This window comes from Pseudomonas sp. B1-22 (assembly GCF_050474425.1).
Classification (GTDB): domain Bacteria; phylum Pseudomonadota; class Gammaproteobacteria; order Pseudomonadales; family Pseudomonadaceae; genus Pseudomonas.
Map to the genome: position 1 here is coordinate 18,558 of NZ_JBCHVH010000002.1, position 20,914 is coordinate 39,471.

20 protein-coding genes are annotated in these 20,914 nt (G+C 62.5%); 18 read left to right on the plus strand and 2 right to left on the minus strand.

Annotation, left to right across the window (positions count from 1 at the left end; translation table 11 throughout):
- Positions 1-568 precede the first annotated feature (568 nt).
- The 3 genes from ACQ5BL_RS06780 to radC all read left to right on the plus strand — a co-directional run bounded on the left by ACQ5BL_RS06780 (position 569) and on the right by radC (position 1,938).
- A complete protein-coding gene (locus ACQ5BL_RS06780; RefSeq protein WP_430292896.1) occupies positions 569-838 on the plus strand; it encodes a hypothetical protein in 270 nt (89 codons plus the stop codon).
- Positions 835-1,131, plus strand: coding sequence for a LasR-specific antiactivator QslA (locus ACQ5BL_RS06785; protein WP_430292898.1), 297 nt, complete (start codon positions 835-837; stop codon positions 1,129-1,131). Before ACQ5BL_RS06780 ends, ACQ5BL_RS06785 begins: the two co-directional genes overlap by 4 nt.
- A 300-nt stretch (positions 1,132-1,431) precedes the next feature.
- Complete coding sequence (gene radC, locus ACQ5BL_RS06790; RefSeq protein WP_430292899.1) at positions 1,432-1,938, plus strand: RadC family protein; 507 nt, start codon at positions 1,432-1,434, stop codon at positions 1,936-1,938.
- 37 nt (positions 1,939-1,975) lie between these two features.
- On the opposite strand, the gene ACQ5BL_RS06795 is transcribed toward radC, so the two are convergent.
- A complete protein-coding gene (locus ACQ5BL_RS06795; RefSeq protein WP_430292901.1) occupies positions 1,976-2,779 on the minus strand; it encodes an NYN domain-containing protein in 804 nt (267 codons plus the stop codon).
- A gap of 401 nt (positions 2,780-3,180) precedes the next feature.
- Here ACQ5BL_RS06795 and ACQ5BL_RS06800 point away from each other — a divergent pair, with 401 nt between their 5' ends.
- From ACQ5BL_RS06800 to ACQ5BL_RS06830, 7 genes are all read left to right on the plus strand, one after another.
- Positions 3,181-3,693, plus strand: a complete 513-nt coding sequence (locus tag ACQ5BL_RS06800) for an antirestriction protein ArdA (RefSeq protein WP_430292903.1) — start codon at positions 3,181-3,183, stop codon at positions 3,691-3,693.
- A gap of 599 nt (positions 3,694-4,292) precedes the next feature.
- The gene (locus tag ACQ5BL_RS06805; RefSeq protein ID WP_430292905.1) at positions 4,293-4,574 is read left to right on the plus strand and encodes a helix-turn-helix transcriptional regulator; all 282 of its coding nucleotides are present in this window, start codon (positions 4,293-4,295) and stop codon (positions 4,572-4,574) included.
- 11 nt (positions 4,575-4,585) lie between these two features.
- A complete protein-coding gene (locus ACQ5BL_RS06810) occupies positions 4,586-5,413 on the plus strand; it encodes a replication initiator protein A (protein WP_430292906.1) in 828 nt (275 codons plus the stop codon).
- Positions 5,414-5,657: 244 nt separating this feature from the next.
- Positions 5,658-6,296 carry a ParA family partition ATPase gene (gene parA, locus ACQ5BL_RS06815; RefSeq protein ID WP_430292908.1) on the plus strand — a complete coding sequence of 213 codons (639 nt, stop codon included), beginning with the start codon at positions 5,658-5,660 and terminating at the stop codon, positions 6,294-6,296.
- Positions 6,293-6,535 carry a hypothetical protein gene (locus tag ACQ5BL_RS06820; RefSeq protein WP_430292909.1) on the plus strand — a complete coding sequence of 81 codons (243 nt, stop codon included), beginning with the start codon at positions 6,293-6,295 and terminating at the stop codon, positions 6,533-6,535. Before parA ends, ACQ5BL_RS06820 begins: the two co-directional genes overlap by 4 nt.
- A gap of 197 nt (positions 6,536-6,732) precedes the next feature.
- Positions 6,733-7,260: a S26 family signal peptidase gene (locus tag ACQ5BL_RS06825; RefSeq protein WP_430293130.1), complete on the plus strand. Its 528-nt coding sequence runs from the start codon at positions 6,733-6,735 to the stop codon at positions 7,258-7,260.
- Between the two features lie 349 nt (positions 7,261-7,609).
- On the plus strand, positions 7,610-9,559 hold the full coding sequence (locus tag ACQ5BL_RS06830; RefSeq protein WP_430292911.1) for a DUF3363 domain-containing protein: 1,950 nt from the start codon (positions 7,610-7,612) through the stop codon (positions 9,557-9,559).
- A gap of 11 nt (positions 9,560-9,570) precedes the next feature.
- Here ACQ5BL_RS06830 and ACQ5BL_RS06835 read toward each other — a convergent pair whose 3' ends face one another.
- Positions 9,571-10,425 (minus strand): helix-turn-helix transcriptional regulator, encoded by an 855-nt coding sequence (locus ACQ5BL_RS06835; protein WP_430292912.1) that lies wholly within the window; start codon positions 10,423-10,425, stop codon positions 9,571-9,573.
- A gap of 156 nt (positions 10,426-10,581) precedes the next feature.
- Here ACQ5BL_RS06835 and hemA point away from each other — a divergent pair, with 156 nt between their 5' ends.
- The 8 genes from hemA (at position 10,582) to ACQ5BL_RS06875 (ending at position 20,579) form a co-directional block, all read left to right on the plus strand.
- The gene (gene hemA / locus ACQ5BL_RS06840) at positions 10,582-11,814 is read left to right on the plus strand and encodes a 5-aminolevulinate synthase (protein WP_430292914.1); all 1,233 of its coding nucleotides are present in this window, start codon (positions 10,582-10,584) and stop codon (positions 11,812-11,814) included.
- Position 11,815: 1 nt separating this feature from the next.
- Positions 11,816-12,319: an N-acetyltransferase family protein gene (locus ACQ5BL_RS06845; RefSeq protein WP_430292915.1), complete on the plus strand. Its 504-nt coding sequence runs from the start codon at positions 11,816-11,818 to the stop codon at positions 12,317-12,319.
- Positions 12,316-13,386 (plus strand): Gfo/Idh/MocA family oxidoreductase, encoded by a 1,071-nt coding sequence (locus tag ACQ5BL_RS06850; protein ID WP_430292916.1) that lies wholly within the window; start codon positions 12,316-12,318, stop codon positions 13,384-13,386. The genes ACQ5BL_RS06845 and ACQ5BL_RS06850 overlap by 4 nt, the downstream gene beginning before the upstream one ends.
- A 21-nt stretch (positions 13,387-13,407) precedes the next feature.
- Positions 13,408-15,261 carry an asparagine synthase (glutamine-hydrolyzing) gene (gene asnB, locus ACQ5BL_RS06855; protein ID WP_430292917.1) on the plus strand — a complete coding sequence of 618 codons (1,854 nt, stop codon included), beginning with the start codon at positions 13,408-13,410 and terminating at the stop codon, positions 15,259-15,261.
- An 87-nt stretch (positions 15,262-15,348) separates the two neighbouring features.
- Entirely contained in the window at positions 15,349-16,548 is a 1,200-nt protein-coding gene (locus tag ACQ5BL_RS06860; RefSeq protein ID WP_430292918.1) for an MFS transporter, read from the plus strand.
- 22 nt (positions 16,549-16,570) lie between these two features.
- Entirely contained in the window at positions 16,571-17,497 is a 927-nt protein-coding gene (locus tag ACQ5BL_RS06865; RefSeq protein ID WP_430292920.1) for a LysR family transcriptional regulator, read from the plus strand.
- Positions 17,497-17,739 (plus strand): EexN family lipoprotein, encoded by a 243-nt coding sequence (locus ACQ5BL_RS06870; protein WP_430292922.1) that lies wholly within the window; start codon positions 17,497-17,499, stop codon positions 17,737-17,739. The genes ACQ5BL_RS06865 and ACQ5BL_RS06870 overlap by 1 nt, the downstream gene beginning before the upstream one ends.
- Positions 17,740-17,978: 239 nt before the next feature.
- Complete coding sequence (locus tag ACQ5BL_RS06875) at positions 17,979-20,579, plus strand: AAA family ATPase (protein WP_430292923.1); 2,601 nt, start codon at positions 17,979-17,981, stop codon at positions 20,577-20,579.
- Positions 20,580-20,914 lie beyond the last annotated feature (335 nt).

Here is a 20,914-nt window from a genome sequence, read left to right on the forward strand (position 1 = left end):
AAAACTCGACGCCTGTCTCCCTCTTGACACCGCCTTACTACCCGCCACTTCCCCGCTCCGATGGGTGAATGACCAATGGCCACAAGGGCTCCGCAATCAGCGAGCAAGCTGTTCGGGCTGATCACTTGCATCAGGCGTTACCTGTCGTGGGAGCCCAAGTAATTCAAGTGATGTCCCCCTACTACACCGTCCAATCCAGCTACGCCACACCTGGTTGCCATCCTGAGACCCGCAGGCTAGAGTGCGCCCGTCATGGTCAATCCCATGACCGGGAGTCGAAACCCGAATTGTCTGAGGGCGCGGTAGCGTTCATAGATGCGTAGCTGGTGTTAGCTCACCAAGCTGCTGCATTTCTATGGTGGACCGTGCGGGGCAGGCTTTTGCCTGGCCGGTTCCCTCGGACGCCGGTATTTCGACCCCCGTACGGTTCGCCACCATTACCGAGTCGAAACGGCACTGGTGGCTCCTCCAACTGTCCGAGGAGCATAAGGAATGCGCTACCCACCTTTTACCCAAGAGCTCCGCCTTGGGCTTCCGGTCTTGTTCACCTCTATTCCGGAGGTGCGCCATGGCTGAGTTCGAAACCTGCGTTATCCCATTTCCCCGGCGGCCGAGTCCGCTGCATGAATCCGAACGCTCTCCCCTCCCCGTCGAGGCTGCGGCCGAATTGCGCGCAACCATGCTCGGCAATCTGCTGGATCAAATGGCCGGGCCGGATGGAATCCAGCCGGACAACTTGCGCCTACGAGTTGCGACCTACTCGGCCCAGGATCTGCTCGACGAGATTGTCGTGCTGTTCCGTCGTGCGCTTTCCGAAGCGCGAGGAGGTGCAAGGTGAACGAAGGCGTCATGACTTGCCTTCCGCCACACGACGGTCATCCAGGCATGGAAATCATCTGGGCCGCGGACTGCCGGCAGGCATTCAATCAAGGCGTGGGACTGGCCCAAACCTGGCTCGACAACGCGCGAAGCGGCTGGCTTTGGGCGATCATGATCGCCGAGCGTGATCTTCTCCCCTGTGCAATGGAAAGGCGTGCTTTCGAGGTCGGTTTCTTGAGCCGCATTCAGCAGCGGCTGAGTTCGCTGCAGTGCAATGAGCAACGGATCAGGGATCTGCCTTTGACGCTTTAGGCTAGAAGCTCGAGCCGGTTCAGCCGGCTCGAGCTTTCTGCCTAGCGATGGGCATTCTTGAGATACACGCATTTCCTCTCCGGCCCCATGGGCCTGCGCGCTTCGCTTGCCGTCCGTGCCACATGAAAGTCCGGAGGCCGGTCTTGCTGTTTCCCTTCACCCTATCACGGCGTTCTCGCCGTCAAGGGCTGCGCGTGCGGCGCACGCTTGCGGCCGGGCCGGCTTTCGCCCCCTGACTGCTGCGCTGCGCCGTGCTGGTCCGGGATCGGGCAATTCCGCCCGAGCAACCGGAGAACGACCATGTCGCAACCTGTCCACGCTATCGCCGCTACCCTGCTCGTGCGTGACGACCAAGGGTGCTATCTGCCGGCATCTGCCGATCAGATCCTTGAGGCCGCGCGCCAGGCCATCGATTGCAAGCTGCAGCGTGGGGCCAGCTTCACTTCCCCAGATGTGGTCAAGGACTATCTTCGCGCGAAACTGGCCGGCTACGAGCGCGAGGTGTTCTCAGTGCTGTTCCTGGACGCCAAGCATCGACTGATCCAGTACGTCGAGCTTTTCCAGGGCACCATCGACAGCACAGCGGTCTATCCACGTGAGGTCGTCAAGGAGGCACTGCGCCTGAATGCAGCCGCGGCGATCATCGCTCACAACCACCCCAGCGGTAATCCAGAGCCCAGCGAAGCGGACAAGTCGATCACCCTGCGCATCAAGGAAGCATTGGCGTTGGTGGACGTGCGTACGCTGGATCACATCATCATCGCAGGAACCCGGTCAGTTTCCTTCGCGGAGCACGGGCTCATCTGAGCCAAGGGGGCCTGGCCCCCTTTTTTGCAAGATGGGATCAGTTGATCGCTTCGGGCACGGCTTCTTCGCGTGCGGCCAGGCTCACGCTCCAGTGGCCACCGTTTTCCTGGACGAGCTGCAGCAGGTCGTAGGTCTTGATCATGTCAAGCAGGCCCGAGTGGCCGTATGCACTGGGCGAGAATGCGGGATCAGTTCGTTTCAGGTATTGCCCGAGGGCGCTCAGGGTGACCTTGCCCTCGCTGGTTCTGGCGGCGAGCAAGGATACTGCATCTACAACGAACCTCGGTCTGCGTTTGACCGCGGGCTTTGCAGCGTCAGGCTTGGCGGGTTCGGTTTTCAGACTGGAGTCCGGCTTGGCGGCAGGTTTCTCGGTCTGCTCTGCGGGCTCTTCGGCGTGTTCGTCTCGACTCCACTCGAAGAACTGGTCGCTGGCATTGCGAAGTGCGGCCGGTGTCTTGGACTCACCGACAATGCAGACGGTGGCGCCCCGCTCACGAAGCTTGCGGCAGAGGTAGGCAAAGTCCGAGTCGCTGGTGACCAGGCAGAAAGTGTCGACCCGATGGTCGAAGAGCGCTTCCAGGGCATCGAGCGCCAGCGCGATATCCGACGTGTTCTTGCCCGCTGCGTACTGGTACTGGAGACATGGCGTGAAGGCCAAGCGCACCAGCGCTTCCTGCCACTTGTTGGCCAGCGTTCCGTGGTTTCCATATCCCCTGCGGATTACCACACGCCCAAACTGGGCCACAACACGCAGTGCGTGTTCCAGAATCTCGGGAGATACATTGTCGCAATCGACCAGGACCGCGACACGTGTTTCTCCAGCGGGAGTGAATACGCCCATCCCTGCTCCTTCTGCTGTCTATCCCTTTCCAGGATTTGTGATTGTTGTGGAGGACACAGGCCATTCCTCGCCATCCTCAGGCCAACCGAGTATGCCCAATGGCGAGAGTAGTAGGTACACTCCGCCATCCCTTGAGCAGCATGCTTGCCATTGAGCCGGATAGCCAGCTGCGACGAATGAATGTGGCCGGTCACCACCGGGTGTTGACCTTTTCTTCTTCCAGAGCAGGGGTTCTTGCCCCCTCAAATTCAAGAAAAATAGACGGTTTCCACCCGGCCGCTGCGCTGGGTGGAGCCTCCGCGATTTTTCCTGATTTTTTCACGACGGCCTTAGTCGCCCTAGTCGGCAGAGGTTCATGCGCAACGCAAGCGCAGAACCCTGAAGACGAAGGAGCGAAAGCCATGAGCGAAGAAATCAGGATCTACGTTACCGACCTGGCCGCCTACAACGCCGGTTACCTGCATGGTGTTTGGATCGATGCGACCCTGGACATGGACGACATCCAGGCAACGGTCGACGCGATGCTGGCCGCCTCGCCGGTAAAGGGTGCGGAGGAGTATGCCATCCACGACTTCGAGGGCTTCGACGGCTACCGCCTCGGCGAATACGAGGGGCTGCAAGTCGCCCATGAGATCGCATGCTTCATCGAGGAGTACCCCGACTTTGGCGGCGCCCTGCTCGCCCATTTCAACGACCTGGAGCAAGCGCGCAAGGCCGCCGAGGAGGACTACTGCGGCTGCTATGCCTCGCTGACCGACTATGCCCAGGAACTGACCGAGGAGACCACCAGCGTTCCCCAGCACCTGGCCCACTACATCGACTACCGGGCCATGGCCCGCGACATGGAGATCGGAGGCGACCTGTTCGCCCTGGAGACCGGTTTCGAGCAAGTGCATGTGTTCTGGAACAAGTAGTGTGAGCTGCGGGCACCGGGATTGACCCAGTGCCCTTGTTTTTTGCGCCCCTGTCCTTTCGGACACCCGCGCGCCCCACCTTGGAGGCTGATTGGGTGCTGCACGCACCCAATCAGCCGGAAGCAGGTGAGCCAAATCTCAGCCGGACATTCAGACTGTTACGGACTTGCGTATCTGCACAAATGAGCCAATCCGCTTCTACGGAACTGCGGATTTGTGGGGAAGCGGATTTACGCTTCTACGGAAGCACAGAAATGCACCGATGCGTTTTTCAGGTTCTGCATGAAGCCGCAGCTCCGTAATCCAGCAGCACTGTGTGCGTGGGAACTTGCGTAATTGCCTGCCGGAAAGTTCTCGCCTTCCTACCCGGGCGTGCTCGGTCAGCACCCTGACTCTTTGCGCATCAATCCATGCCCCGCTCGCCTTCGACTTTACCCAGACCCACCCCGACATGATCCAGCACGCCAGCTCCCGCACGGTGCTCCTCCCACGTCAATGGAGGACACATCATGCCGCACTCACCCGACCTCTCCCGTACTCCTCGCCTCATCGACCTCGACTCCGCAGTGCATCGCAAAGCTGGCCCTTCGGCACGCGCCATGAGTCCAGCTGCGTGCGATAGCGCAGCTCAGATGCCCCAGGCCTCCCCTGCCCCTCGCTATCTCACCAACGACGAAGCGGCGACCTTCCTGCGCCTTTCGCCACGCACGCTGGAGAAGCAGCGGGTGATCGGCGGCGGGCCGCGCTTTCACAAGTTTGGTCGCCGGGTGATGTATGCGCTGACTGATCTCCAGGCCTGGGCCGATGCACGTAGTTTCGAGACCACCTTCGATCCCGAGTACGTCGACCGCCACCAGGGAGCCACCCGACATGACCAGTGAAGCCCTCGCCCATGAGTCGCTACCAATCTGCCCAGCCGAAGGAAAGCGAGCAGCTGGATCTGTTCCGGGCACTACCGGGCGACATGGCGCCGCGCGATGCCCAGGATCTGATGGCACATCCGTTCTTCTCGCTGGCCAAGTCGCGGCGCACGGTGCCCATCGACTTTCGCTCCGGCGGCGTGACGGTGCGTGTGGAGGGCACTCTGGAGCACGGCATTGCCACGATCTGGGATGCCGACATTCTGATCTGGGCAGCCAGTCAGATCGTCGAGGCACGCGATGCGGATATCCCCACGTCGCGTCTCATGCGGACGACGCCATACGAGATTCTGCGCTTCATCGGACGTGGTACTTCGCTGCGCGATTACCAGCGACTGAAGGCAGCTCTGGATCGGCTGCAGTCGACCAGCGTGGCCACCTCGATCCGCGAGGTAACCGGGCGGCGCCTGCACCGCTTCTCCTGGATCAACGAGTGGAAGGAACTGGCCGCCGCGGATGGCCGCCCGCTGGGTATCGAGTTGATCCTGCCGGACTGGTTCTACAGCGGGGTGCTCGACCAAGCCCTGGTGCTGACCATCGACCCAGCCTACTTCCGACTCACCGGCGGCATCGAGCGCTGGTTGTACCGCCTGGTACGCAAGCATGGCGGGAGGCAGGAGGATGGCTGGCAGTTCGACTTTCGGCACCTGCACCGCAAGTCAGGGAGCATCGCGCGCTACTCGGACTTCGCCTTCGACCTGCGCGCGCTGGTCGCTCGACAATCGCTGCCGGGGTACCAACTGGACGTCGTGCACATGCCGCCCTCGACCGAGCTGTTGGCCTTTCGCCCCGTGCCGTAGACGGCACGGGGATAACTTGCGGGCAAGCTGTGAATTCTCTCGTGCTATCAGGCGCAACCCGGCTCGTGCTATCGGGAGTACACCTCTCGTGCTATCAGGAGTACGGATGCCCCTGCAGGCCACGTCTGGCGCAGCTTCCAGCCTCCCTTAACTTTACTAACTTAAAGGCTCTAACTTGTTATTGGGCCAGCGCCCATTTGTGGGCAGGTTTTGATCTGGGCTGTTTGGCTAGGGAGATCCGGCCATGATCGTCGCCCTGCTCAACCAGAAAGGCGGGGTCGGCAAGACCACCCTGGCCACCCATATCGCCGGTGAACTGGCCCTGCGAGGGCAGAACGTGATCCTGCTCGATGCCGACCCACAGGGCTCGGCGCTGGACTGGACACAGCGACGCAGCCAGCAGGGCTTGCCTAGGCTGTTCAGTGCCGTTGGCCTGGCACGGGAAACCCTGCACCAGGAAGCGCCGGAGCTGGCGCGACGCGCCGACCATGTGATCATCGACGGTCCTCCGCGCATCGCTGCCCTCGCCCGCTCGGCGTTGCTAGCCGCCGATCGCGTGTTGATTCCGGTGCAGCCCAGCCCCTATGACCTGTGGGCCAGCGCGGAGATGGTCAGCCTGATCCGCGAAGCGCAGGTGTTCCGGCCGACCTTGCGCGCAGCATTCGCCATCAACCGGCGCATCAGTACCACGGTGATCGGTCGGGAAGCCCGCGGCGCCCTGGCCGACCAACCACTGCCCGCCCTGCAGGTCGAGGTGCGCCAGCGCATCGTCTTCGCTGAGAGCGTCGCAGCTGGCCGACTGGCACGTGAGCTGGCACCGGATAGCGCCGCCGCACGCGAGGTCAGCAGCCTGGTGGACGAGCTTTTGAGGTGGTCGCCATGAGCAGCAAGCGCATCGGCATCGGATCACGTCCAATGGCCGACCCGCAGGCCGAGGCCTGGATACGCCAGAGCGCCTCCATCGACACCGCAAAGGTGGAGCGCTACACGGCACGGCTGACGCTGGACATCACGCCGGCACTGCGCACGCGCATCAAGCTGGCTGCATTCAGCCAGGGCGTCACGGTGGCAGAGATGTTGCGCGAACTACTGGAGCGACAGTTCCCGGAGGTCACACCATGACGGACTGCAACTACGATCCAGATCGCAGCATGTCGCCAGCGGAGGCGGATGGCGGCAACCGATTGCGGGCGGGTGTCGAAGAGATGGTCGCCATCGAGGGCCTGGGGAACGCCCTGCACCAGGTCGCGCCCTGTCGCACGAGTGCTAGGGTGTCGTCTGCCCGCTCGCATGTGACCGTTCGCTCGAAGACCGCGGCGATGACAGCAGCTACTCGTGGGGTCCGATGGACGCTAGCGCTGGCTGCCGGCGGACTGACCGCGCTGTGTTGGATGGTACTCGGCGCGTCGTCACCACGAGTGGTCTACAACGCCTCCGACAGTGTGCCCACTGGCTGGTACCACATCACGTCGGCCGGTTCACTGGCGGCTGGCGACCTGGTGCTCGTCCAACTACCTGCACACACGGCAACGCTGGCGGCACAGCGTGGCTATCTGCCGGCGCATGTCCCGCTGCTGAAGACAGTGGCCGCCATTTCGCCACAACACGTCTGCGTGCAGGGTGACCAGGTGCTGGTTGACGGCCTGATTGTCGCCAGGCGCTTGCATCGAGATCGACACGGTCGTGCACTGCCAGCCTGGCAGGCCTGCCGACATCTGGTTGGCGAAGAACTCTTCCTGCTCAGCACCAGCAACCCGGAGTCGTTCGACAGCCGCTACTTCGGCCCAGTCGGCACCAACGCGGTGATCGGTCGGGCGCAGCCGTTGTGGTTGGAGTCGCGCCGATGAGCCTGTCGATTTCGCGCCAACTGTCCTGCCGACTTCGCGTGATTGGATTGCGCGAGCGACCACCGGCAACGTGCAGGCTGCTATGCCCTCGCCTGCCCGTTCAGGCCTATGCCAAGGCCAGGCCTGTCCCACCTGATTACTCACACCCGGAGCGCCAAGGCAGGGGAAAAGCGGAGGGCAAGATAAAAGGGCGCAGCACTTCGTGGCGCCCGAAAGCAGTCTGCATGGGGGTTGGATGTGGCACAGCGCAGGTGCGATCAGGTGCCGGCCTGACGTGTTCGGCGCGAAAACACTGGCTCAGGCGCGTGCCTACCACGCTCCACTACGATCGGTTTGGAGATTCCTCAGGATGAGCAAGGAACGCAATCAGGACAACGAGCAACGCTTCCGTCCGCAACCCGGGAAACCGAAGCAACGCGGACAGGCCTTCATCAACCAGGTACTTCGTCAGGCCAACAAGGCTGGCAGCGGCAAGGCGGGGAAGGCAGGCCAGCAGCCCGGCGCCCGCCTCGGTCGAGGCCATGCCGCCGCGCGTTTCAGTAGGCAACAACAGTCGCCCAACGCCCGCCGGGTCACGATCAAGACTCGCCTGGTAAACCTGCGCCAGGCCGGCAAGCGATCGACCATCAGCCACCTGCGCTATATCGAACGCGACGGCGTGAGCCGCGAGGGCGATCCCGGTAAAGCCTACGGGCCGCTGACCAACCAGGCCGACGTGGAAGCCTTCGAGGCGCGCGGCCGGGAAGACCGACACCAGTTCCGCTTCATCGTCTCGCCCGAGGATGCCGAGCAGCTCGATGACCTGCGGACTTACACCCGACACCTGATGAGCCGGATGGAGGCTGATCTGGGTACCTCTCTCGACTGGGTGGCAGTCGATCATTGGAACACGGACAACCCGCACACCCACATCGTTCTGCGCGGCAAGGACGACACCGGCAAGGACCTGATCATTGCCCGCGACTACATCGCCGAAGGCATGCGTAATCGCGCTGCAGAACTGGCCACCGAGTGGCTCGGCCCGCGCACTGAACTGGAGATCCAGCGCAGCCTGCAGCGCGAGGTGCAACAGGAACGCTGGACCAGCCTGGATCGCACTCTGCTGCACGAGCGACAGGCCGGTGTACTACATCTGGAGGCCCTTGCCCACCATCCGCGCCGGCAGTTGTTGATCGGTCGCCTGCAGCACCTTCAACGGCTAGGCCTGGCCCGTGAAGATCGGCCCGGGCAATGGATCATGCGCGACGATACGGAGGCGACCTTGCGCGCCATGGGCGAGCGCGACGACATCGTGCGCACGCTGCAACGCGCCATGGGTCGCACGCACCGGGACCTGGCGGTCTTCGAGCCAGGTGGCGATGGCCCTGCTGTGGTCGGCCGGGTAGTAGCCAAAGGGCTGGCGGATGAATTGCACGACCGCGGCTACCTGGTGGTGGATGGACTCGATGGCAAAGCTCACTACCTGGCCCTGCCGGCCCGGACGGAGCTGGCCGATTACTCAATCGGCGCCTTGGTGGAGACGCGATCCATGAACGAGCCTCGAGCCGTCGATCGCACCATTGCCTCGCAGGCTGTAAATGGCCTGTATCGCACCGGCCATCATCTGGCGCAGACCAGGTCACAGGCTCCGGAAGGACACGATCCCGATGCTCTGGTTGAACGCCATGTGCGGCGCCTGGAAACCCTTCGTCGGGCCGGTATCGTGGAGCGGTTAGCCGAGGGCATCTGGCGTGTGCCCACTGACCTACCGGAACGAGGCCAGCAGCATGATACCCGTCGGCTTGGTGATGTCGCTGTCGAACTGCGCACGCCGTTGTCGGTGGAACGCCAGGTCCGTGCCATCGGTGCGACTTGGCTGGATCAGCAGTTGATCGCAGGCAATCGAGGGCTGGCGGATAAGGGCTTCGGCCTGGAGGTGCGCGAGGCGCTCAAGCAGCGTGCGGACTTCCTGATGGAACAGGGTCTGGCCGAACGCCAGGGGCAGCGTGTCGTACTCGCGCGAAACCTGCTGTCTACTTTGCGTGAACGAGAGCTATCGGCGACGGCGCGCGAGATCGCAGCGCAGACCGGACTGCACTACCGCCCCTCAGTTGATGGCGAACGGGTCAGCGGGGTCTACCAGCGCAGCGTGCAGCTGGCCAGCGGGCGCTTCGCCTTGCTCGATGATGGTATGGGCTTCAGCCTGGTGCCCTGGAAGCCAGTGATCGAGCCTAGGCTTGGACAGAGCCTCTCAGCCGTGGTCCAGGGAAACAGCGTGTCCTGGCATCTGGGACGCCAGCGCGGACCGGCGATTGGCTGACCACCCCACACCTACACCTGCGCTGGCTCTTGCTGCAGCCACTGCTCGAAGGCTCGGCTCTCCCGCCGCCCCTCCTTGGCCGCGTAGTAGACCAGCCGGAGGTGACGATCCTCGTCGATGGTCAGCGTAGTGTGCTCGAACACCATCTGGCCAATCGGCTCGATGCACAGGTTGCGAATGCCCTGGCACGGGCCATGGATGTCCTGCTGTTGCCACCAGTCCCGGAAGTCGGGCGAAACCTTTGCCAGGTCCTTAACCAGTGCAGCGATTTCTGGATCCTGGGTAGCTCGCACGAAGTCGCGACGGAAACTGGAGAGGATCTGCAGCGCCTGCTCTTCCCACGGGTTGAACAGCGCCTGCATGGCCGGGCTGGTGAACAGCATCCACAGCAGGTTGCGGCGGTCAGCCGGTAGCGCGGAGAAACCGAAAACCCGGTCCGCCGCGGGATTCCAGGCCAGCACGTCCCAGCGCAAATTGAGCACATAGGCCGGGCGCGTCGGGATATCCGCCATCAGCCGATGGATCAGCGGCGGCACCACGCACCAGGTCCGCCCCGGCTCCGCCGGCAAACGCTGGTGAGCCAGCAGGAACAGATGACGACGCTCGGTGGCATCCAGCTTGAGGGCCCGGGAAAGGTTGTCGAGGAAGCTGGAGGACACGCTGATGTCCCGCCCTTGTTCGAGCCAGGTGTACCAGGACAAACCCACTCCCGCCAACGCGGCCACCTCCTCGCGGCGCAACCCGGGCGTGCGCCTTCGGCTGCCGGCGGGTAGCCCCACCTCTTCCGGCGAGATGCGCTCGCGGCGACTACGCAGGAATTCGGCCAACTCTACCCGGGTACGTTCCAGTGTTCGGGGCGCGCTCATCCAATTACCTCCTGTAACAGTATAAACAGTCAAATTGTAACCCCTATAAATCCCGACAAGAATACCCCGCCCTTGCCGCAAACGCGCGCGCCAGGGCTCTTGCTTGATGAGGAAGCACACATCGACGTGTCATCAACTTGCTAAGGAGATAAAGGGATGTACCAAGCACTTCTTCGTGAACAACTGGAGACATTGAAGTCCTCCAACCAGTACCGCACCTTCACCACTCTCAGCCGCATCTGCGGTCAGTACCCACTGGCCAAACTGGAAGGCCGCGACCAGGAACCTGTGGTCGTCTGGTGCAGCAACGACTACCTCGGGATGTCGCAGCACCCGGTCGTCCGGGAGCGGATGCACGAGGCACTGGAGACTTACGGCGCCGGCTCCGGCGGCTCACGCAACATCGGCGGCTCGCACGAAGTGTATGCCCGTCTGGAGGCTAGCTTGGCCGACTGGCACGGCAAGGAAGCCGCGCTGGTGTTCCCCACTGGCTTCGGCTCCAACGATGCGACCATCCAGTGCCTGCTGCGGCGCCTCCCCGACTGCGTCGTGATCAGCGATGAACTGAACCATGCCTCCATCGTCAACGGCATCCGTTCGACGCCGAACGCGCGGCAGATCTTTCGTCACAACGATGTCGAGCATCTAGAGCAGATCCTCGCTGGCTACCCGCTGGGGCAGCCGAAGATCGTAGTGTTCGAGTCAGTCTACTCGATGGACGGCGACATCGCCCCGATCGCCAAGATCGTCGAGGTTGCCAAGCGCTACAACGCCCTCACCTACCTCGACGAGGTGCATGCCGTGGGCATGTATGGCCCACGCGGCGCAGGCATTGCCGCCGAACTCGGGCTGGCCGACCAGGTGGACATCATCCAGGGCACCATGGCCAAGGCCATCGGCGTGATCGGCGGCTACATCGCCTCGAGCCAGGTGATCGTCGACGCGGTACGCTCCTTTGCCACCGGTTTCATTTTCACCACGTCCCTGCCCCCAGCAGTCACCGCCGGCTGCCTGGCCAGCGTCGAGCACCTCAAGGCCAACAGCGCTGAGCGTGACCGTTTACATGCGCAGACGGCGAAGCTGCGCGAGCGCCTCAAGCACCATGACGTGCCCGTGATGCCCTGTTCCCAGACCCACGTGCTGCCGGTACTGGTGGGCGAGGCAAAACGCTGCAAGGCCGCGGCCGAACGCCTGCTGCACACCCACGGTGTGTACCTGCAACCGATCAACTACCCGTCGGTGCCGGTGGGTACCGAACGCTTCCGGGTCAACGCCACCCCGAACCATAGCGACGCGCAGATCGAACACCTAGCCGTATCGCTGCGCGAGACCTTCGAGCATTTCTCGATTCCGCTCGCCTCCCAGGCATTCAGCGCGGAGGTGGCCTGAGATGGATCAGTCCTTCCTCACCGTGCGCCCGGCAACGCTGGCCGACCTGGCAAGTCTGATCGAACTGCGCGCCCACCTGCTGGACGGCACCTCGGCCAGCTACTCCAGCAAAAACCCGGAGGATGCCGCGCAGTGGCGGGCGGCCTACCGCAGTTGGCTGGGCAGCCGCCTGGGCGAGAGCGACTGCGTGCAGATCGTCGCCGCCGAGCACAAGGAGTCCGGCCAGGTGCTGGGCTGCGCGACCGCCATCATCGACCAGCGTGCCCCGTCCCCCGGCTGCCTCAACGGCTTGTCTGGCTGGGTGCAGTCGGTGGTGGTGGAGCCACAGTGGCGCCATCGGGGTATTGCCCGGCAGTTGATGCAGCATCTGCTGCGCTGGTTCGCCAACCGCGGCGTCAGGTCCGTGGTCCTTCAAAGCACGGACGCCGCCGGGACGCTGTACCAGGCCCTGGGCTTCGCCGCCAGCGACGAGCGCCTGATGTTCCGTCAGGAGGCCTCGGCATGAAGATCCTGATCATCGGCCTGGGCTACGCCGGCAATCGTTACCGTCGCGCCTTCGAGCACATCGCCACCAGCACCGGTATGCCGCTAATGCTGGCCTATGTCGGACGCAGGCAGAAGCCTACCGAACTGCCCTACTTCGACAGCGTCTGCCGAGCGCTCGAGGAGTTCGCGCCGGACATCGTCGTGGTCAGCGTCAACGACCACAGCCATGCGCCGGTGCTCAAGCAGTTGGCCGGCTACCGGGGTTTCGTGATCTGCGAGAAGCCCCTGGTCACCCCGCGGGATGATCTGACCGAGCTCTCTGCCGCGCTGGAGCACGTCAGTGGCTTCGCCCTGGACCTGGTGGAACGCTACTCGGACGCCACCCGGCAATTGCGTGACTGGGTCGAGCGGCACGACTGGCAACTGGTGCGCGCCCACTTTCACTGGGGCAAGGATCGCATCAACGACTATCGCCCCACCTGCGGTGTGACCAGCGAGGTGATCCACGCTCTGGACCTGATCGGCTGGATATGCCCGCGTCCGGGAGCACTCAGGCTGCATGGCGTACTCGGCGTGCGCTCGGACTTCTCAATCTCCGGAGAAGAGGTCCTCGACACCGTGCAGCTCACCGCCAGCCTGGGTGATGCACCGGTCACTGGCTACAGCTGCTTCGTCAACATCGTCCGCCAGCGCACGGTGGACTACAGCTTCGTTGACCGCGACGCCCGACTGATCCATGCACGCCTGGTGTTCGATACGCCCTGTTGGGATCACGACCAGTTACGCATCTGGACGCGCGGAGCCAACGGTGCCGAGGAACTGCTGCACTCGTTCACTACCACTCCCGACATACCTGGACTGGAAACCCTGCACAAGCTTTCGCGGCTGTGCCTGCAGGTGGTACGCGCAGTAGCGCTCAAGGAACCGCCGCGCCAAGCCTTCGCTGGTCTCGATACGGCCATGTCCCTGCAGCGCCTGCTCAACGAGCTCGACACCCACGCCCAAACCCCACCACCGGCGCGCTACGTCCATGGAGAGACACGCTTGCTGCTGGCCGAGGACAGCGATCTGGAAAGCCTCGGATAACCCATTCACAAGGAGAAGATTATGTGTGGAATCGCTGGATGGCTGTCCTACAGCCGGAACATGGAAGCACAACGCGACACCCTGCAGCGCATGACCGACACCATGGCCCTGCGTGGGCCGGACGCAGGTGGGTTGTGGATCGACGGGCCGGTCGGTCTGGGCCATCGCCGGTTGTCGATCATCGACCTGGAAGGCGGTCGCCAACCGATGACGGCCATGCACGGTGGCCTGCGTGAGGTCGCCGCCATTACCTACAGCGGCGAGGTCTACAACTTCCGCGAGCTGCGTACCGAACTGCAGCGGCGCGGGCACCAGTTCGAGACCCGCAGCGACACCGAGGTGGTACTGCGCGCGTATGTGGAATGGGGCGAGGCCTTCGTCGAGCGGCTCAACGGCATGTACGCCTTCGCAATCTGGGACCTGCGCTCGCAGGAGCTGCTGCTGATCCGCGACCGCATGGGCGTCAAGCCGCTCTACTACTTCCCCACTGCGGACGGGGTGATTTTTGGCTCGGAGCCCAAGGCGCTGCTGGCCAATCCCCTGGTACCACGCAAGGTGCACGCCGATGGCTTGCGCGAGATCTTGGAAATGGTGAAGACGCCAGGACATGCCGTGTTCGCCGGCATGCGCGAGGTGATGCCGGGCGAGATCGTACGGATTAACCGACAGGGCCTGGGTCGCCGTCACCACTGGAAGCTGGAGGCCCGCGAGCATAGTCACTCGCTGGACGAGACCATCCGCCATACCCGTGATCTGCTGGAGGACATCGTCGACCGCCAGATCGTTGCGGACGTGCCGCTGTGCAGCCTGCTCTCCGGTGGACTCGATTCCTCGATCATCACCGCCCTAGCGTCTAAGAAGCTGCTGGCCGCTGGCAAGGAGAACATCCGCTCCTTCTCCGTCGACTTCGTCGATCACGGTGCTGGGTTCACCGGTGATGCCGTTCGCGGCACGCCGGATGCACCCTTCGTCCGCGACCTGGTGGAGAAGATCCGCTCCAGCCATCAAGAAATCGTCCTCGACAGTCGTGAGCTGGCCGACCCGGCGCTGCGCGCGCAGATCGTGCGCGCCCTCGACTTGCCGCCGGCATTCTGGGGCGACATGTGGCCGTCGCTCTACCGCCTGTTCCAGGAGGTGCGCAAGCAGTCGACGGTGGCACTTTCCGGGGAGAGCGCGGACGAGGTGTTCGGTGGCTACCGCTGGTTCCACGACCCGGAGGCGATCCAGGCCGACACCTTCCCCTGGCTGGCCTCGGTCACCGGCAAGTACTTCGACGGCAAGACCCTGTTCGACCCGGGTCTGTTGGCCCAGTTGGACATGCACAGCTTCCTGCGCGACAGCTACGCCCAGGCCATCGCCGAGGCGCCGGTGCTGCCGGGCGAAAGCGCGCAGGACCGGCGCATGCGGCAGATGAGCTACGTCAACCTGACGCGCTTCGTGCAGACCCTGCTGGATCGCAAGGACCGCATGAGCATGGCCGCCGGCCTCGAGGTGCGGGTGCCGTTCTGCGACCACCGCCTGGTGGAGTACGCCTTCAACATCCCCTGGGCGATGAAGGCGTTCGACGGACGGGAGAAAAGCATCCTGCGCGCGGCGACCCGCGACCTACTGCCGGCGTCGATCAGTGAGCGGGTCAAGAGCCCCTACCCCTCGACCCAGGACCCGGCCTACGAGCAAGCGCTGCGTGACGCCCTGAGTGCCATCCAGGCGGATCGCAACGCGCCGGTAACGCCACTGCTCGACAGCGGCCGTATCCAGCAAACCCTGGCCAAGCCAATCGGCAGCGTTTCACCCATGTACGAGCGCATGGGCATGGAGCTGGCGGTCGGTCTCAACACCTGGCTGAACGAGTACGACGTCAGCCTCGAACTCTAGTCCCCAACCGGATGTGGCCCCGGTGCGGGGCCGCATCCTTCTGTCGTCCCCTGAACGCGCTCCGCTGGAGCGCAAGCGAGCCTTAGCATGCACACATCCAACCAATCCCCCGTCTACCTCATAGCGCTGGGGGCCTTCGCCCTCGGCATGGCCTCCTATGTCACCGCCGGGCTGATCCCGATGATCGAGGCCTCGTTCGCGGTATCCGTCGCGGTGGCCGCCCAACTGGTGACCGCCTTCACCCTGGCCTACGGCCTGGGCTCGCCGCTCTTCGTCGCCCTGACCCCGGCACATCGCCAGCGCACTGGGCTGCTGCTGGCCTTGGGTCTGTTCGTCATCGCTAACGCCGCCAGTGCGCTGGCCAAGGACTTCACCACACTGATGATCTGGCGCGCCGTTGCCGGCATCGGCGCCGGGGTCTACCTGGCCATGGGCATCGGCGCCTCGGCCGCCGTGTCCACCCCGGAGCGCCGCGGCAAGGCCATCGCGATCATCATGGGTGGCATGGCCAGCGGCGTGGTGCTGGGCGTGCCGCTCAGCCTGCTGGTCGCCGAGCAGATGGGTTGGCAGGCGGCCCTGTGGCTGGTCACCCTGCTCGGCCTAGTGGCCTTCTTCGGCCTGCTGCTGAAGCTCCCGGCACTGCCGGCGGCCACCGCCACCACACTGGGCCAGAAGCTGGCCATCCTCGGCGACGGCCATGTGCTGGTCATCCTGCTGGTCTCCCTGCTCGCCGCCATCGCCAGCCTCGGCATGTACACCTTCATCGCCCCGCTGCTGGCTGATCCGGCCTATGGCGCGGTGCGCTCGGTCACCCCCTACCTCTGGGTCTGGGGCATCGGCGGGGTGCTGGGCAGCTTCCTGGTCGGCCCGCTGGTGGACCGCATCAAGGGGCCGGTCCTGACCTTCGCCATCATGCTGATCCTCGCCGTTTCGCTGTTCGTGCTGCCGCTGTCCGCTGCCCTCGGCACCTGGCTGGTGATGCTGCCCATCGCCCTGTGGGGCGCCGTCGGCTGGGCGTTGCAGGTACCGCAGAACAATGAACTGATCCTGGCGCGCCAGACCCAGGGTGACGGCAACCTGGCCATCGCGCTGAACGAGTCGGCGCTCTACCTGGGCAGCGCCATTGGCGCCGCGGCGGGTGGCTTCGTGCTGCTGTTGCAGATGCCCACCTGGACCCTGGCCGCCTGCGCGGGCGGCGTGGCTGCCTTGGGCGCCCTGCTGCAGATCGTCAACTTGCGTCGCTCGCGGAACTGGACCTGCGACGTGCAGGCCGAGCCCTACAACTGAATCCCCCAAGAAAGGAAGAGCCGTGGAACTGCGCCACCTTCGCTGTTTCATCGCCGTGGCAGAGGAACTGCACTTTGCGCGTGCGGCCGCGCGTCTGCACATCGAACAATCGCCCCTCTCTAGGATCATCAAGGAACTGGAGTACCGCCTGGGTGTCCAGTTGTTCGAGCGCACGACGCGACGCACGCGCCTGACCTGGGCCGGTAAGGTGATGCTGGAAGAAGCCCGCCGCGTGCTCGCGGTCGTCGACCAAGCCAAGGCCAGCGTCAAGAGCGCCGCGGCTGGATACCGCGGGCGCATTCGCGTGGCGCTATCCGATGGTATCCCGCAGTCACGCCTGGCTGCCCTCCTCGCCCAATGTCGAGAAGAAGAACCGGAAGTCGAAATCTGTCTTTCGGAAGTCACCTTCACCGAACAGGTCAGAGGGCTTAACAATGACCTGTTCGACATCGGCTTGGCTCAATCCCCACAGGTCGGCGAGGCGATGGTGGCCGAACCGATCTGGTTCGACCCTCTGGTAGTGGCGGTACCCGCCCGCCATCCACTGCTGACCTATCGCCACGTGCCGCTCGACGAAGTGGTCCGCTATCCCTTGGTGCTCTGCGACCCCCAGGTCTGTGAAGGTTTCTGGCAACAGTTGCAGCAGGTGTTGGGCACCGTGGATACACGACTGACCATCGCCGAACGCGTACCCACTCTGGATCTCATGATGGCGCTAGTAGCTGCGGGATACGGGTTGGGTTTCTCCAGCCTGGCGCGCATTACCGAACTCAACAATCCGGATGTCGTCGCCCGGCCCTTGGCTGGCTGCCCAACGATGTTGACCACCTATCTGGTGCGACGTGAGGGCGAACCGGCCGAGCCACTGGCCAGGTTCATCGAGCGACTGAGCCCGGCAGACGGGCAGGCATTGCTATCCAACCAAACCTACCGAAAGGAGATCGCTTGATGAACAAGATGTCGTTGCTACTGATTGCACTGCTGTTGAGCGGATGCGAAAAGCCAATGCCATTCGAGTCTGCCGAAGCGCTTGCTGAAAAGCCTGAGAGGCTGAAGGAGTTGCAACGTCAGTGCAGAGACGACTGGGACAAGCTGGGTAACGCTCAATGCCATGCCGTGACCGAGGCGGAGCGAAAACGCTTTATGGGCCAGGGCACGCCCTACACTCCTTATCCTGTCAAAGGGTTTTAGATTCATCCTCCGGCGCCAGCCACAAACGGGGGCCACCCCTATTCAGACCGACTGAGGCTCTGAGAAGAATGTAAGTGCACGCATCAGGTAAAGGACGACCAAAGCTCCCCGAGACGAGCCCGAGGACGCGGCTCTCCGCTTGCCAAGCCATTTCATCATTTCCCGAAACGCAATGTAGTGGCGAAATGCACCTACCGTCTGCATATACTGCAGGCGTCGTTTGGTCATAGGGGATCGACATGGAAAAAGCGGCATCTGGCGTAATTGCTAATGACGGATTTGGGCAGTGGCTGTCGGAACGTCCGAAGTGGCTACAAACTGCAGCGGCGATGCTGGCGGCCACTAGAAAGCTTCCAGACGCAGAGAAGCTTAAAGAGCTTGCCGATCTCTGCCAGGCCGAAGCAGGTGGGCTGAAGGCTGCCTTCGAAAAGCCCCCGGCGGACTTATTTCCCGAAGCGGTGACACAAACATCGTTTCGGATCCGAAAGCTAGACAAGGTGATTGGCGTTAACGCCATCCAAAACAACGCCTGCCTAGATTTCGGCGAAGGTAATTTGGTGTCTGTATTCGGGATGAACGGCACTGGAAAGTCGGGATACGCCAAGCTGCTCAAACAGGCTTGTGGCGCGAAGAACAAAGCCGAAATTCTTCCGAACGTGTTCACTGGAGGCGCCGCCGCCCCGTCCTGCGAAATATCGGTGACAACGGTAGAAGGTACGAAGAATTTTCCCTGGTCGGAAAGCACCGGGGCCGTTCCTTCTCTCCGCACCGTTCATGTTTTCGACTCTGACGCTGCTGATGCCTACGTTGGATCAAACAGCGAAGCCTCGTACGAACCGCGTCGGATGCGTTTCCTTTCTGCGCTCCTCACTGTGGCTGACGCGGTAGCGAAGGAACTCGCCGCACGAAAGGCAGCACTGCCGAAGAATTTTCCCGCAGTGCCGCTCGAACACACGGGCACTGCTGCAGCCGCTTTTGCTACCAACCTCAAGGCCAATACTACGGCCATCGCGCTTGACGAGGCGGCGGCGTGGAGCTCAGGCGACGAAGAGGCAAGACACACCACAGAAGCTGCCTTGAAGCAGATCGATCCCACGCAACGGGAACAGCAGCTGAAGGCCGACCAGCGAACACTTGAACTGTTTAAATCGTCGTTCGATCCGATTCGAACAGCACTGTCGTCGGAGAAAGTCGCGCACATTATCAGCTTGCGTGGCGACGCCATGATGAAACGGAAAGCGGCGTCCGAGGACGCTGGAAAGGTATTTGCAGAATCTGCTCTCGAAGGAATTGGAAATGCGTCATGGCGGCTCCTTTGGGAGCAGGCGCGAAAGTACTCGGAAGAGACAGCATATCCAGACAAACCCTTCCCTGCTGTCAGTGAAGGCGATCTCTGTGTTCTTTGCCACCAACCGCTGGACGATGAGGCTCGCGAGCGCTTGACCACGTTCGAAACATTCGTGAAAGGCGGGCTGGAAGCGGCGGCGAGTACCGCAGAGAGAGCCTACAACGATGCGGTGGGCCTGCTGCCGAAGCATTTCGAGCGGAAGGTATGGGACCACAACATGGAATTTCTGAAGGTCAGCGCGGAGAACTCATCCACAGCATACGAGATGGTTGAGGCCTTGCTTAAAGCTCTACCGAGCGCGGTCAGCTTAGAGGAGCTTCCTGTCGTTGATCTCTCTGGTATCGATGCAGCTTTTTCCCGGAAAACGGTCTCCCTAGAGAAGGAATCCTTGGCGCTTGCTGATCTGCGAAAGGAAGGCAAAAAACAAGAACTGGAGCGCACCCTGAAGGAATTGAAAGCCCGTCATTGGCTTTCGGTTCAGAAGGAAGCGGCGACGGCTGAAATCACCCGTCTGGGTTCTGTGCGCGCTATCGAGAAGGCAGAAGCTCTCACGAGGACCAATTCCATAACACTGAAGAAGAACGAGATCGCCAATGACGAACTAGCTGCGGGGTACCAGGAGAGATTCCTAGCAGAGTTGAAGGCGCTTGGCGGTGGCCGTCTCAAGGTCGAGCCAGTACCTGTCAAGGAAGGGAAGGGTAAGATCAGCTTCAAGCTGTCTATCAAAGGCGCAACCATAGCCGCCGACGCAAAGGCAGTGCTGAGCGAAGGGGAGAGCCGCGTCGTTGCTCTGGCTGCGTTTCTTGCTGATATAAGTGGATCCGGTCTTCCTACTCCGTTCATTTTTGACGACCCCGTGTCGTCGTTGGATCAGGAATTCGAGGAACGCGTCGTCGAGCGTCTGCTCGCTCTGGCGAAAACTCGTCAGGTCATCGTTTTCACCCACCGGCTTTCCCTCATCGCGTTACTCGAAGATGCAGTCGAAGCCGAGAAAAGGATAGCCGCAGCTGGCGCAACAACCACAAGCATTTCAGTTCTCACGCTCCGCCGCCTAGGAGCTTCAACTGGAAGCGTGGACGAGCTGGACGTTCGCCACAAGAAACCGAAAAGCGGCTTCGCTGTGCTGCGTGATCAGAAACTGCCACAGATTCGAAAGCTCGCCGACCAGGGTAATGCAACAGACTACGATTCGGCGGTGAAATCTCTTTGCGGCGATTTCCGAATTCTCGTCGAGCGTTCGATCGAAAGGGTGATGCTAGATGGTTTGATGGAACGTTTTCGACGCTCTGTCCAGACGAGGCAGATCAGGTCGCTGGCGAAGATCAAGCTTGAGGACTGCGCATTGATCGACGAGATGATGACTAAGTACTCCAGGTTCGAGCATTCCCAGCCGGACGAACTCGCGTCGATGCTTCCGGTGCCCGACGAAATCGCTGAGGACATTGGTAAGGTAATAGCCTGGATGGACGAGTTCTCAGCTCGCGCAATCTAGCCTAGCTCAGCCCTCCAAAGCGGGCTGGAGGGCTGCTCTGCAAGGTTCTGTACGAAAAGTCGGTGCAGGTATGTGGTGGGGCAGGTCGCGTGGTGAGATGGCGCGTCAGAGTGATGAGAGTGCTCGAATGTGAAAGGCCTGTGCAATCTGGCAAGTCTGGCTACAGAAACCTTCCGCCGAGTGCGTCCGTTGAATCGTCCCCAGCTCCAAAACTTCTCCACCGACCGCATTGGGTCGATCTCCGCGTTGACCTAAGTTGCCTGTCATGCCGAACATCCCCCGCACTACGCCCTGATCCGTTGCTTCCTCCTCCTCAGTTCCTGAGCCAGAACTAT